Annotated in this window: 11 protein-coding genes; 6 read left to right on the top strand and 5 right to left on the bottom strand. The window is 71.7% G+C overall.

Features of this window, described 5'->3' with window-relative positions:
- The first annotated feature begins 63 nt into the window (after positions 1-63).
- The 3 genes from OG782_RS35440 to OG782_RS35430 all read left to right on the top strand — a co-directional run bounded on the left by OG782_RS35440 (position 64) and on the right by OG782_RS35430 (position 3,730).
- Positions 64-1,356 (top strand): alpha/beta family hydrolase, encoded by a 1,293-nt coding sequence (locus OG782_RS35440; protein ID WP_406458177.1) that lies wholly within the window; start codon positions 64-66, stop codon positions 1,354-1,356.
- Positions 1,357-1,619: 263 nt separating this feature from the next.
- On the top strand, positions 1,620-2,684 hold the full coding sequence (locus OG782_RS35435) for a tetratricopeptide repeat protein (RefSeq protein WP_406458175.1): 1,065 nt from the start codon (positions 1,620-1,622) through the stop codon (positions 2,682-2,684).
- Positions 2,681-3,730, top strand: a complete 1,050-nt coding sequence (locus tag OG782_RS35430; RefSeq protein WP_406458173.1) for a polyprenyl synthetase family protein — start codon at positions 2,681-2,683, stop codon at positions 3,728-3,730. Before OG782_RS35435 ends, OG782_RS35430 begins: the two co-directional genes overlap by 4 nt.
- 71 nt (positions 3,731-3,801) lie before the next feature.
- On the opposite strand, the gene OG782_RS35425 is transcribed toward OG782_RS35430, so the two are convergent.
- Positions 3,802-4,233: a DUF2000 family protein gene (locus OG782_RS35425; protein ID WP_406458171.1), complete on the bottom strand. Its 432-nt coding sequence runs from the start codon at positions 4,231-4,233 to the stop codon at positions 3,802-3,804.
- Between the two features lie 109 nt (positions 4,234-4,342).
- Between OG782_RS35425 and OG782_RS35420 the strand changes: the two genes are divergently transcribed.
- Positions 4,343-5,161, top strand: a complete 819-nt coding sequence (locus OG782_RS35420) for an AraC family transcriptional regulator (RefSeq protein ID WP_406458169.1) — start codon at positions 4,343-4,345, stop codon at positions 5,159-5,161.
- Positions 5,162-5,171: 10 nt separating this feature from the next.
- Here the strand turns inward: OG782_RS35420 and OG782_RS35415 are convergent, their stop codons facing one another.
- The 3 genes from OG782_RS35415 to OG782_RS35405 form a co-directional block, all read right to left on the bottom strand.
- The gene (locus OG782_RS35415; protein ID WP_406458167.1) at positions 5,172-5,681 is read right to left on the bottom strand and encodes a DUF664 domain-containing protein; all 510 of its coding nucleotides are present in this window, start codon (positions 5,679-5,681) and stop codon (positions 5,172-5,174) included.
- 99 nt (positions 5,682-5,780) lie between these two features.
- Positions 5,781-7,949 carry a discoidin domain-containing protein gene (locus OG782_RS35410; RefSeq protein ID WP_406458165.1) on the bottom strand — a complete coding sequence of 723 codons (2,169 nt, stop codon included), beginning with the start codon at positions 7,947-7,949 and terminating at the stop codon, positions 5,781-5,783.
- 170 nt (positions 7,950-8,119) lie between these two features.
- On the bottom strand, positions 8,120-8,437 hold the full coding sequence (locus tag OG782_RS35405) for a YkvA family protein (RefSeq protein ID WP_406458163.1): 318 nt from the start codon (positions 8,435-8,437) through the stop codon (positions 8,120-8,122).
- Positions 8,438-8,678: 241 nt separating this feature from the next.
- Here OG782_RS35405 and OG782_RS35400 point away from each other — a divergent pair, with 241 nt between their 5' ends.
- Complete coding sequence (locus OG782_RS35400) at positions 8,679-10,736, top strand: SpoIIE family protein phosphatase (RefSeq protein WP_406459443.1); 2,058 nt, start codon at positions 8,679-8,681, stop codon at positions 10,734-10,736.
- A 39-nt stretch (positions 10,737-10,775) separates the two neighbouring features.
- Here the strand turns inward: OG782_RS35400 and OG782_RS35395 are convergent, their stop codons facing one another.
- Complete coding sequence (locus tag OG782_RS35395) at positions 10,776-11,270, bottom strand: hypothetical protein (RefSeq protein WP_406458161.1); 495 nt, start codon at positions 11,268-11,270, stop codon at positions 10,776-10,778.
- Between the two features lie 249 nt (positions 11,271-11,519).
- Here OG782_RS35395 and OG782_RS35390 point away from each other — a divergent pair, with 249 nt between their 5' ends.
- Positions 11,520-12,404 (top strand): carbohydrate kinase family protein, encoded by an 885-nt coding sequence (locus OG782_RS35390; RefSeq protein ID WP_406459441.1) that lies wholly within the window; start codon positions 11,520-11,522, stop codon positions 12,402-12,404.
- Positions 12,405-12,499 lie beyond the last annotated feature (95 nt).

Here is a 12,499-nt window from a genome sequence, read left to right as displayed (position 1 = left end):
TATGGGGTTGATTCGAAGTGGGTGTGTGACCGCATCCCCTCTCCGGTCTGGGGGTGAACCCCCGTGCTCTTCGCCGACCGCGCCGACGCGGGACAGCGGCTGGCCGCGGCCCTCCGTCCCCTCGCGAGAAGCGATCCCGTCGTACTGGGCCTGCCGCGCGGTGGCGTGCCGGTCGCCTTCCACGTCGCCCGGGAGCTCGGCGCCCCGCTCGATGTGATCGTGGTCCGCAAACTCGGCGTCCCGTACCACCCAGAGCTGGGTTTCGGCGCCATCGGTGAGGGCGGTGTACGGATCATCAGCGACGACATCGTGCGACGCGGCCAGGTCTCCGAGGCCGACATCGCCTCGGTCGAACGCACGGAGGAAGCCGAACTGCTGCGCCGGGCCAGGGCGTTCCGTGGTGACCGGCCTCGTATCCCGCTCACCGGACGCCCGGTGATCCTCGTGGACGACGGCATCGCCACCGGCGCGACCGCTCGGGCCGCCTGCGCGGTGGCACGGGCCCAGGGAGCGGCACACCTGGTGCTGGCGGTGCCGGTCGCACCGCCGGACACCGCCGAGCGGCTGCGGGGCGAGGTGGACGAGCTGGTGTGCCTGTCGACGCCGCGCGGGTTCTCCGCCGTGGGCGAGTGGTACCGGGACTTCGGCCAGACTCCGGACGAGGAGGTCGTCTCGCTGCTGGCCCGGGCCGCGGACCGGGCGGCACCGGCCACGGGCGTTGAGGTGCGGGTGGAGGCGGGCGGTGTGGTCCTGCCGGGAGAGCTCACCCCCGCCGGGGACACCGGGGCTCTCGTGATGTTCGCCCACGGTTCCGGCAGCAGCCGGCACAGCCCGCGCAACCGGTCCGTGGCCGCCGCCCTCAATCGGGCGGGCCTGGGCACTCTCCTGTTCGACCTGCTCACCCCCTCCGAGGAGGCGGACCGCGCCAACGTCTTCGACATCACCACCCTGGCCGGACGTCTGGTGGACGCGGCCGACTGGCTGCGGCGCCGCGCGCCCGGCCCCCTCGGCGTATTCGGAGCAAGCACCGGAGCGGCCGCGGCGCTGCGGGCCGCCGCCGTCGTCGGTGCGCAGCACGGAACGGGGATCGGCGCGGTCGTCTCGCGCGGCGGCCGGCCCGACCTCGCAGGGGCCCGGCTCGGCGACGTCCGGGCGCCGACACTCCTCATCGTGGGCGGGCGCGACACCCGGGTGCTGGAACTGAACCGGCAGGCCCAGGCGGAACTGCGCTGCGAGAACCATCTGCACGTCATCCCCGGCGCGACGCACCTCTTCGAGGAGGCGGGTGCCCTGGACGAGGTCGCCGAGCTCGCCCGCGAGTGGTTCACCGGTCATCTGATGGCCGAGGAGAGCTGAGGCGGCGGCCGCGGCAGCCGGTGCGGCAGCCGAGGACGCATCAGCCGCCCCGCGAACCGCTTCCGCGCGGATTCCTTGATCGCGAAGCAACCCTCCGCACGGATCTGCCGTCTTGATCCACAGCAAGGCGGCATCCCGCACCACGACACACCTCGTCCGACCCCATGAGCGCACAGGTCAGAGCACCGGACAACTATACGCCGCATGTATACATGAAACGTATAGTTGTCGCCGGGCCGCCCGTTCGCGCGCGAAAGGCTCCCATGCACAGCAAAGCACTGGCGCCCGAGTACCAAGGCGCCCTCACCAAGATGTCCGTGAACGCGTCCCTCACGGATGTACTGGCCGAGGGGATACGCCACTTGACGGCGGCCGAGCTCTCCGGATCCCGGCAGGAAGTGGCCAAGGCCGGCCTCGCAGTGGCCGAGGCGCACCGCAGGCTGGGCAACGTGAAGGACGCCGACCGGGCCTGGAAGGCCAGCTACCGGGCCGCCCGGTCCGCCGGCGACACCGGAGCCATGGCCTGGGCGCTGTGGAGCGGCGGGACACTCGCCCGGCAGCGGGGCGAACTGCGGCTCGCCTTCCGGCTGTTGCGGCTGGCGGCGGACCTGGGGAAGGCGGGCGGGGATGTGGTCGCGCGCGGCTACTCCCTCGCCGGCCTCGCGGAGACCGGGCGCATCCAGGGCGACTACCGTACGGTCGCGGCGCTGCACGAGCAGCTGCTCGCCGAGGCGCGCGCCCGCGGCGAGGCCCGGCACACGGTCTGGGCCCTGGAGGGCATCGCACAGATCCACCGCAACACCGGGTCCTTCGACACCGCCCTGGAGATGTTCGAGGAGGCGGCTCAGCTGGCCGGGGACGCGGACGACCGGCGCGGCCGGGCCTGGGCGCTGCGCGGTATGGCCGACATCATCTCCGTCCGGGACGACGACCCGGAGCGCGCGCTCGCCCTGCTCGCCGAGGCCGAAGTCACCTGCCGGGACATGAAGTTGTCCAGCGCGCTCGCCTACAACCACAAGATGCGCGCCAACGTGCTCTACCGCGCCGGGCGGTACCAGGAGGCCCAACGGGTCTACGAACAGGCGCTGGAGGAGTTCCGTGCGATGACCGAGCCCCGGGGCGAGGCGCTGTCCCGGCTCGGCCTGGTCAAGTCGCTCGCCCGGCTCGGCCGCGACGCCGAGGAGACCGCCGCCGATCTCGACACGCTGCGCTCCACACTCGACCGGATCGGGCTGCTCAACGCCCGCGACATGGTCGACAAGGCGTACGCGGAGCTCGGCGTGAGGGCCGCGGCGGATTCGGCGGCCGGGGAAGGCGGACCCCGGTGACGCCTCCCCTGGCCCAGCGGGCCACCGCGCCGCAGATCCTTTCCCGTTGCCGCGACCTCGTCCGGCCGGCTCTCGGCCTGGCGGTGCGGCAGCTGCATCCGTGGCACGGCGAGATCACCGCTTTCTCCCTCGGCTGGGACGGCGTCGACGGCGGCGAGGTCCCCGGTGCGCAGGGCAAGGGGGTCCGTCAGGCGCTGGCCGTGCTCGGCGCGGAAGCCGTCGGCGCGAAGGGGCAGAGCGCGGTTCTCGGCGCCGTCGCCGTCGAACTGGTCCACACGTTCTCCCTGCTCCACGACGACATCATGGACGGCGACGAGACCCGCAGGCAGCGGGCGACCGCCTGGAAGGCGTACGGGACCGGGCCCGCGGTCCTCGCGGGCGACGCGCTCTTCGCGCAGGCCGTGCACACCCTGGCCGACGCCCCCGGCGCGCACTGCGTCCCGGCGGTCCGGCTGCTGGCCGGCACGCTCAACGACCTGGTGCGCGGCCAGGCCGACGACCTGCTCTTCGAGTCACGGCCCTGGACCGGCCCCGGTGCCGTGCAGCCGCACGAGTACCGGCTGATGGCCGAGTACAAGACGGGCTCGCTCCTCGGCTGCGCGGCCGGTCTCGGCGCCGTGCTCGGCGGCGCCGGGCGCACGAGCACCGATGCCCTGACCGCGGCGGGACGTCATCTCGGGGTGGCGTTCCAGGCCGCCGACGACGTGCTCGGCATCTGGGGCGATCCGGCGGTCACGGGCAAGCCGGTCCACAGCGATCTGCGCCGCCGCAAGAAGACGTACCCCGTGCTCACCGCGCTCGCCTCCGGAGGTCCGGCCGCTGCGGAACTGGCTGCGCTGCTGCGTGGCGCGGGGCCGCTCGACGACAGCGCCGTCCGGCGGGCGGCCGGCCTGATCGACGAGGCCGGCGGCCGCGTCGCAGCCGAGGCCGAGGCCCACCGGCAGCTGGAGAGCGCCCGCGCCTGTCTGGAGAGCGTTCCGCTGGCGTCGGAGGCGCTCGGGGAGCTCCTGACGCTCCTCCCGTTCCTCGTCGAGCGCACCGTGTGAGGGGGGTGGGCGTCCGGGGGCGTACGGGCGCCGTCCCCGGACGCGGACTCCCCGGTGTGCCGCGGCCGCGCTCAGGGGTGCATCGACGCACCCTTGAGGATCTTGTCCACGGCGTTGCGGGGACCGTGCACGGCCAGCCCCACGAGGTCCATCGCGTCCCGCCGCACCGCGCGTACGGCGGCCCGGTTGTCGCGGTCGTTGCCCGTCGCGAAGAGGTCGGAGGTGAACACCGAAAGGATGACGCCCCGGCCGACCGCACGGGTGTGGGCGGTCGTCAGCAGCTCCTTGGTCCCTTCGAGGACCAGTACCGGCTGGCGGAACATCGGCAGGTAGGGGGTGTCGTCGGCGTCGGCGTACGGCTCGCCGATCAGCTCCGGCACGGCGGTGCCGAGGCCACTGACCAGGAAGGCCGTGACGTTCAGCCGCTGCCAGGTCTCCAGGTCGTTCCGGAGCAGCACGGCGATCTTGGTGTCGAAGCGGACGGGGGCGTGATCATCTGTCATGCGGCCGAGCCTGCCGGGCCGCCCGCCGTGCCGTCTTGTACGAACTTTGCACGGCCGTCGCCGGCGCCCGGGGCACGGTCACCATGACGGCCGGGCGTACGATCGGTGGATGGCAGCCCTTCCGGAGATCACCGCGTGGCGTCCGCCCGTGGCCGGGATCGAAGAGGTCTTCCACGCGCACTTCACCGACCACACCTACCCCATGCACACGCACGACGCGTGGACGCTGCTCATCGTGGACGAGGGCATGGTCCGCTACGACCTGGACCGCCATGAGCACGGCGTTCTCACCCATGTGGTGACGCTGCTGCCGCCGCACGTTCCGCACAACGGCGGCGCCGCGACCGCCGCGGGATTTCGCAAGCGCGTCCTGTACCTCGATGTCGCGCAGGTCGACGAGGAACTGGTCGGCATGGCCGTCGACCGGCCCGTGCTGCACGATCCCGCGCTGCGCCGCCGGATCGACCGGCTCCACACCGCGCTCGCCGGTCCGGGGGACGAGCTGGAGGCTGCGAGCCGGCTCGCCCTGGTCGCCGAACGCCTGGAACAGCATCTGCGCAACCGCCCGGAACCGGTCCGCCACGTGCATGACCGCAGGGTCGCCCACCGGCTGCGTGACCTTCTCGACGAACACTTCGTCGAGGGGATCACGCTCCAGGAAGCCGCCCTGCGCCTGCACGCGCATCACACACATCTGGTACGGGCCTTCAGCCGCGAGTTCGCGATGGCGCCGCACCAGTACCTGACGGGACGACGCGTCGATCTCGCGCGCCGGCTGCTGCTGCGGGGGGTGCCGGCGTCGGCCGTGGCGACCTCGGTGGGCTTCTACGACCAGTCCCATCTGACGCGCCATTTCAGACGGGTCGTGGGTACGGGTCCCGCGCACTACGCACGTACCCACGCCGGCTCCGGCAGCCGGGCCGTATGACTGACGGTGACTACCGGCGTTCGAGCACACCCCGGACGAAGGCGGCCTGCCCGGCGTGCTGGAGGTCGTCCGACAGGACGCTGATCAGCCGCACGCCCAGGGTCACGGGCGGTGACCACGCCTCGTCGACGATGCGGTCCAGTGCCTCGCTGTCGAGGTCCCGGATGAAGTCGGCCGACCGCTCGTGCACGGCGTCGTAGTACCCGAGCAACAGGCCCGCCGAACCCACCCGGACGGCCGCGACCTGCTTGCCGCTGTGGCCGTAGCCGGTGGACCTGCGGGCAAGGGGAAGATCGAAACGGGCTGCCCAGTCCTGGGCGAACCAGATCTGCTCGGTCCCGGCCGCGTCCGCGATGTGGTCGTCCTGGACGCGGGTCAGATGCCAGACCAGCCAGGCGATCGAGTTCGCGCTGTCGTCCAGCCGGGCATTGAGGTCGTCGGGCTCGAGGCCCTCGACCGCCGCGTGCACGGTCTCCCGGATGCGGGTGTATCCGTCGGTCAGAATATCGGCGACGTTCATGTCCTCACCTTGACCGCTCCCCCGCTCGCACCCGGCCATCGACACACCCTGCGGCGGTCGGCGCCGGTGGGGAGATCCCGCACCGGCGCCGCCCGGTGATCAGCTGTAGACGCCGAATTCCCAGAGGGAGTAGCCCCAAGCCGTGCCCCGCTGCGTGAGGTTGAGCTTCACGTACCGTGCGCTCTGCACGAGGTCGAGGTCGTCGGCGTCACCGTTGCCGCTGGTGGTGGAGTACACCGGGCGCCAGGTGGTGGCGTCGTCCGAGACCAGTACCTCGTACGCCTTGGCGTACGCAGGGTCCCAGACCAGCTGGATATGGCGGAAGGACTTCCGTTCGCCGAGGTCGACCTGGATCGACTGGGGGTCGCTCCAGTCGCTGGCCCAGCGGGTGTCCGCCTTGCCGTCGACCGCCATCGCGGCGGTGCAGGGGCAGCCGGTGCTGCCTGCCTGCGCGGAGGTGGCGGTGGCCGGACGTCCGAGGGCCAGATTGGTGCCGGCGACCGGGGGGACGACGACCTTCACGGACTTGGTCTCGATGCCCGCGTTGCCGTGCCCGTCCTCGGCCTGGATGTAGACCTTCCACACCCCGAGCCGCTCCGGCGCCTTCACCGCGAAGGTGCCGTTGCCGGTGGACCGCCAGGCGGCCTCGACGAGGGCCTTGTCACCGGTGGCGTAGTTGCCGCTCAGATAGATCCTGTACGTCAGGGTGTCGCTGTCCGGGTCGCGGATGTCGGCGCCGACGGTGAACTCCTTGCCCGCGGCGGCCCCGTTGGCGTTCTGGACCGTCATCCCGCTGATGACGGGCGGGGTGTTGTCCCCGGCGGTGGAGCCCGTGAACGCCTTCTTCAGCGCGTAGTACGACAGCCGCTTCTTGCCGTCGGGCACCACGTTGAACCAGATGCCGCCGAAGTCGTGCTCGGTTCCGTAGTGGAAGAGCGTGGCGCCCAGTGCGACGCCCTGGTGGGCGGTGATGCAGTTCCAGGCCTTGGTGTACCCCTCGGCCTTCTGCACGTCGGTCGGCTCGTCCGGGACGCCGTTGGCGTCGTCGGGGACCTCCCACTCACCGGCCGGGCCGCCCTCGGTGATGATGTAGGGCTTGTTGTAGCCGCCGGACTCCCAGGCGCCTCGGACCCCGCAGATGTCGCCGTAGGAGTTGACCGAGTACAGATCCAGGTCGGGGGCGTTGCGCTTGTAGTACGGCCAGGCGCCGGTCCAGGCGTCGGTGGAGGTCACCGGATGGTTGGGGTCGATGCTGTGGATCTTCTTCGCCACGTCGTTGACGAAGGTGGTGTACGCGTTGCGCTGCTTCTCCAGCTCATCACCGCCGTAGCAGTTCTGCAGGCCGAGGACGGACTCGTTGCCCACGTTCCACATGAGCACGCCGGGGTGGTTGCGGTAGGTCTCGACCCATTTGGCGAACTCGGTGAGCGAGGAGGACTTGTACGCGTCGTCCGTGAGGTAGTTGACGCAGCCGCCGCTGCCGGGACCGCCGCCCGGCTGCAGCCAGAACCCGCTGACCACCCGGATCCCGTTGGCCGCCGCCTCGTCCAGCAGCGGCTTGGAGGAGCCGTCGGTCCCCCAGGTGCGGATGGTGTTGACGCCCATCGACTTCAGGTCGGGCAGGTAGCGCCCCGCATCGGCGACGGACGGACCCCAGGTCAGGCCCTTCACCTGGTAGGGCTTGCCGTCGACGGTCAGCTGCCAGTTGCCCTGCGAGCCGGTGACGCGGACGGCGCCTCCGGTGGCCGGGGGCGTTCCGGTGGTGCCGTACACCTGGAACTCCCAGAGGGAGTAGCCGTATCCGCCGGGGCGGGCGGTTCCGTACATCCTGACGTACCGTCCGGAGCCGGTGACGGCCAGCTCGTCCGTGCCGCCGTCGCCGTCGGTGACGGCCTTGAGGGTGCGCCAGTCGGATCCGTTGTCGGAGGCCTGGATCTCGTACGCCTTGCCGTACGCGGACTCCCAGGTCAGCACGACCCTGCTCAGCTCGGCGGTGGCACCCAGATCCACCTGGATCCACTGCGGGTCGCGCCATTCGCTGGCCCAGCGGGTGCCGGTCAGGTTTCCGTCCACGGCGGCGGACGCCGCGTAGCCGTCTCCCTCGTGGGACGAGTCGGTCGCGGGCCTTCCCTGCGACAGCAGGGATTCGGCGGCCCGGGCGGAGGACGCCGTCAGCATCACGAGCGACGACGCGAGAAGGGCTAGAAGAGTGATCAGCAGCGTGCCCGTTCGTGGTCTCGCGGGCAGGGCTGCGCAAGCTCTGTGCACATTCTCTCCTGGCAGAAGAGTGAGGGACCGGTTGTCCCGTAACCGAATGGGAGAGCGCTCTCCCAGGAGAGTGGCGTCTGATCGTTCAGGTGTCAACGAGCGTGACACGTTCTGTTCTCCGGGTTCCGCCGGCGACCCTTGCCGGACGCAGCCGCCCCGCCTGTCCGGCCCTACGGCACGAGGCGTCCGGCCTCCGCCGTCCCCTCCTCGCGGCCGCCCACCCCGGCGGCGCGTGCGGCGGCGTGCAGCGAGCGCAGGGCCAGCAGCAGGAACCCGATGTCATCCAGGTAGACGGGGTCCGGCAGCAGGTCCACGGGCGAGACGGTGTAGAGCACGGCCGCCCAGACCAGCGCCTTGTTGTGCAGCGGGATTCCGGCGTCGACCAGCAGCTTCCTGGCCCGGAAGACCCGCACCAGGAGGATGCCGGCGACACCGACGGTGAGCAGCACGAGCACTGCTGCGACGACGATCCAAGCCGTGGTGTCCATGCTTCATCCTGTACCCGTCCGACGCCGGAAGACCACGTGATGGGGTCGTCGGCGGTGTGACGCCGCCCTCACCCCCGTCCCGGCCCGTCGTGGGACGGCCGCCGAAAACCCCCGCACCACCTTTTCCGTGCCCGCAGGAGCTGCGCGGGCGGCGGGTCCGGGGCGACCATGGGAGACAGCGGACCCACGTCCGGGCACGGTGACGGCAGGGGAAGGATCGTCCGTGGGCGGCAGTGATGACATGCGTACCGGCTGGGGCGAAGCACGCCGCGAAGGCGTGCACCGTTCGCCCGAGGGGGGCCTGCTGGACGTCCTCGGAGTGGCGGCGATGATGCTGGACACCGAGGGCCGCATCGTGCTGTGGAGCCCGCAGGCGGAGCAGCTGCTGGGTTACGCCCCCGAGGAGGCGCTGGGCCGGTTCGCCGCCCAGGTCCTGGTCGACGAGGATCACTTCGAACTGGTGCTGAGGCTGTTCACCGAGGTGATGCGCAGCGGCGAGGTGTGGGCGGGTGTCTTCCCCGTACGGCACAAGGACGGCACGACCCGGCTGCTGGAGTTCCGCAACATGCGGTTGCAGGACGACCGCGGTGAGTTCTACGCGCTGGGGCTCTCGGCGGACGAGGCGACGGTGCGCCAGGTGGAGCGCGATCTCGCGCTCTCCGTGCGGCTGGTCGACCAGTCACCGATCGGTCTGGCGGTCCTGGGCAGCGACCTGCGCTATCTGGCGGCCAATCCCGCACTGGAGCGGATGGACGGGCTGAGCGCCGCCGGACACCTGGGCCGCCGGGTGGGAGAGGCGCTGCCGTTCCTGGACTCGGACGTCATCGAGGCGGCGATGCGCGAGGTCCTGGCGAGCGGGGTGCCGCAGGTGTCGCACGAGGTGGAGGGCCGTACAGCTGCTGACCCGGACACCGACCGCGCCTGGTCGGTGTCCCTGTACCGGCTGGACGACTCCGGGGGCCGGGTGCTGGGGATCGCCGTGTCGCTGATCGATGTGACCGATCAGTACCGGGCAGCCGCCGAGGCGGAACGGGCCCGGCACCACCTGGCGCTGGTCGCCGACGCGTCCGTACGCATCGGCACCACCCTGGACCTGGAACAGACGGCCCGGGAGCTGGCCGAGGTCACGGTGCCGGAGCTCGCCGACGTCGCCGCGGTCGATGTCCTGGACAGTGTGCTGAAGGGGCGCCCCGGCCTGACCGAGGGCCCGGTCCTCATCCAGGCGCTGGCCGTCGTCGCCGCGCGGCCGACCCCTGTCGTGGAGGCGGCCGATCCCCCGGGCCACGCCGCCCAGTACGGCGCCGACCGGCTGATCACCCGCTGTGTGCGTACCGCCAGGCCGGTCCGGGAGCCGTATCTCGACGCGGATAAGCTCTCGCAGATCGCCCGCGACGCCCGTTCCGCGGCGCTGCTGGCCAAGGCCGGTGCCCATTCCTATCTGGCGGTGCCGCTGATCGCCCGGGGCGAGGTCCTGGGCGCGCTCGACCTCATCCGCACGGACAATCCGCTGCCGTTCACCGAGTACGACGAGGTGCTGGCCGTCGAGCTCGCCGCGCGTGCGGCGGTCTGTATCGACAACGCGCGGCTCTACCGCCAGCAGCGGGAGACCGCGCTCACCCTTCAGCGCAGCATGCTGCCGCGCGACCACCACCATCCGGTGGCCCTCGAAGTGGCGTCCCGCTACCAGCCGGCCGCCGCCCGCTACGAGGTCGGCGGGGACTGGTTCGACGTCATCGCGCTCCGGGGCGGAAGGACCGCGCTGGTGGTGGGCGATGTGATGGGCAGCGGCATCAACGCGGCCACCACGATGGGGCGTCTGCGTACCGCCACGCAGACGCTGTCCAGGCTGGATCTTCAGCCCGCACAAGTGCTCGGGCACCTCGACGAGATCACCGCCGATCTGGACCCGTCGTTCGCCACCTGTGTCTACGCCGTCCACGACCCGGGGCCCGGCCGGTGCCGTGTGAGCACCGCCGGACACCTTCCGCCGGTGCTGATCCCCGACGGGGGCCGGCCGAGACTGCTCGAGCTGCCCCCCGGGGCGCCGCTGGGCGTGGGCGGTGTGCCCTTCAGCGACGTCACGGTCGCCCTCGGGCCGGGTGACCGGCTGGTTATGTACACCGATGGGCTGGTGGAGACCCGCGACACCGACATCGACACCCGGCTGGACGCCCTCCTCGCGCTGCTCCGTGAGCCGGACGCGTCGCTGGAGGCGTCCTGCGACCGGCTGCTGCGCGAACTGCGGGACCCCCACGGCCACGACGACGTGGCCCTGCTGATGGCCCGCGTCCGCGGCTGACGGGGAGTAGCGGCGGCCAGCCGAGAACGGTGGCTGCCCCTACCTCATGTGCGCCGCCGCGTAGGTCAGCGCACGCACGCACCTGCGGCGCCGCCGGCACCGGCTCGCCGCCGCGCCGCTCCGGTGTGTCCCGGCGCCCAGGAAGCCCAGGCCGATACCGAACATCCAGGAGTCCTTGGCCAGCGGTACGCCGTTCTGGCTCGGGCGCAGACTGCCCGGCTCGCGCATTCCGGGCACCCGCAGATACAGGCCGAGGAGCCCGCCGGAGAACCCGGTGAGGGCGAGTCCGGCGAGGCGGGTCGGCACGAAGGGGGCCAGCAGGGTGCTGCCGACCGCGATCTCCGACCAGGCGAGCAACCGGGTGAACGAATCGGGTTCGATCTTCTTGAGGAATGGATAGGCGGTGCAGGCCATGCCGTGCAGGGCCTGGGCGGTCGCCTCGTCGGCCTTGAGCTTGCCCACGCCGGAGTTGAGGATGAACGCGCCGGTGGCGAGGCGGGGCGGAATATCGCGCAGTTCGGGCAGCGGCAGCATGGGAGCCTCCATGGATCAGGTCATCGGCCCCTGCCCGAGCATAACCAGCGGAGGACTGCCCGGCACGCCGGCGGCTTCGGGCCGTGACAGTGCCCGGGGGCGCAACTCCGGGGAGCGACTTCGAGGGCGCCACTCCGGGGCGTCACTCCGGGGCACACCTCCTCAGCGCCACAGAGGCGTCGTCCATACTGGCCGTGGCGGGTACGGAGAGGCGGCACAGTGGTACAACAACAAACGCGGTACGACGTCTTGGTGGTCGGCGGCAGCGGAGTGGACACGATCGTCCGCGTCGGCTCACTGCCGGTCCCGCTCGCCGATTCGGTCATGGTCGGTCCGATCGAGGAGTGGCCCGGCCACACCGGGGGCAATGTGGCTCTCGGCGCCCGGGCGCTCGGGCTGGATGTCGCGCTGCTCGACTGCATCGGCGACGACCGGACCGGTGCCCAGGTACGCGAGCGGCTGGCCAAGGGCGACGTGGAGTTCCACCCGCTGATCTCGGCGGCGGGCACCCGCCGTGCGGTGAACCTGGTGGACGCGACGGGCCGGCGGATGTCGTTCTACGACGCCCGCGACCCCGAGGATCTGCGGATGCCGCGGGACTTCTACCTCCCCCGGCTGCGGCGCACCCGCCACGTCCATCTGTCCATCATGAACTTCACGCGCTTCCTCTACGACGACATCGAGGCCCTGGGCGTCCCCGTCTCCACCGATCTGCACGACTGGGACGGACTGAGCGACCACCAGAGGGAGTTCGCCCTGCGTTCCGATCTCGTCTTCTTCAGCGCGGCGGCCACGGGTGACCGTACGCCGGCGCTGATGCGGGAGATCCTGGGCGAGGGCCGCGCCGGGACAGTGGTCGCCACGGCGGGCGCGGAGGGCTCCCACGTCCTCACCCGTGACGGCGGCCCCGAGCCGCGTCATGTCCCGGCGACGGTGCCGCCGGCGCCGGTGGTGGACAGCAATGGCGCGGGCGACGCGTTCGTCACCGGCTTCCTGTACGGAAGGCTCCACGGCCGCGACGCCCTCGAGTCCGCCCGTCTGGGAGCGGTGGCGGGTGCCTACGCCTGTACGGCTCCCGGCTCGACCGCCATGATCGGACGCGAGGCCCTGCTGGCGGCGGACGGCGGCTCGTAGCATTCCCGGACCCTCCTTCCGAGGGGTCCGGGACCTCGCGTGGGAGCCCCGGCGGAACGAGATCCTCGTCCCGCCGGGGCTCCTGCGCTGCGGCT

This window comes from Streptomyces sp. NBC_00876, from assembly GCF_045207435.1.
Classification (GTDB): Bacteria; Actinomycetota; Actinomycetes; order Streptomycetales; family Streptomycetaceae; genus Streptomyces.
Note: the sequence above shows the minus strand (reverse complement) of the source record. Positions and strands in the feature narration are given on the sequence as shown.

Excerpts from the sequence above, each read along its gene's own strand:
- OG782_RS35435 (WP_406458175.1), top strand. The coding sequence starts at position 1,620 with ATGCACAGCAAAGCACTGGCGCCCGAGTACCAAGGCGCCCTCACCAAG.
- OG782_RS35425 (WP_406458171.1), bottom strand. The coding sequence starts at position 4,233 with ATGACAGATGATCACGCCCCCGTCCGCTTCGACACCAAGATCGCCGTG.
- OG782_RS35420 (WP_406458169.1), top strand. The coding sequence starts at position 4,343 with ATGGCAGCCCTTCCGGAGATCACCGCGTGGCGTCCGCCCGTGGCCGGG.
- OG782_RS35415 (WP_406458167.1), bottom strand. The coding sequence starts at position 5,681 with ATGAACGTCGCCGATATTCTGACCGACGGATACACCCGCATCCGGGAG.
- OG782_RS35405 (WP_406458163.1), bottom strand. The coding sequence starts at position 8,437 with ATGGACACCACGGCTTGGATCGTCGTCGCAGCAGTGCTCGTGCTGCTC.
- OG782_RS35400 (WP_406459443.1), top strand. The coding sequence starts at position 8,679 with ATGCGTACCGGCTGGGGCGAAGCACGCCGCGAAGGCGTGCACCGTTCG.
- OG782_RS35395 (WP_406458161.1), bottom strand. The coding sequence starts at position 11,270 with ATGCTGCCGCTGCCCGAACTGCGCGATATTCCGCCCCGCCTCGCCACC.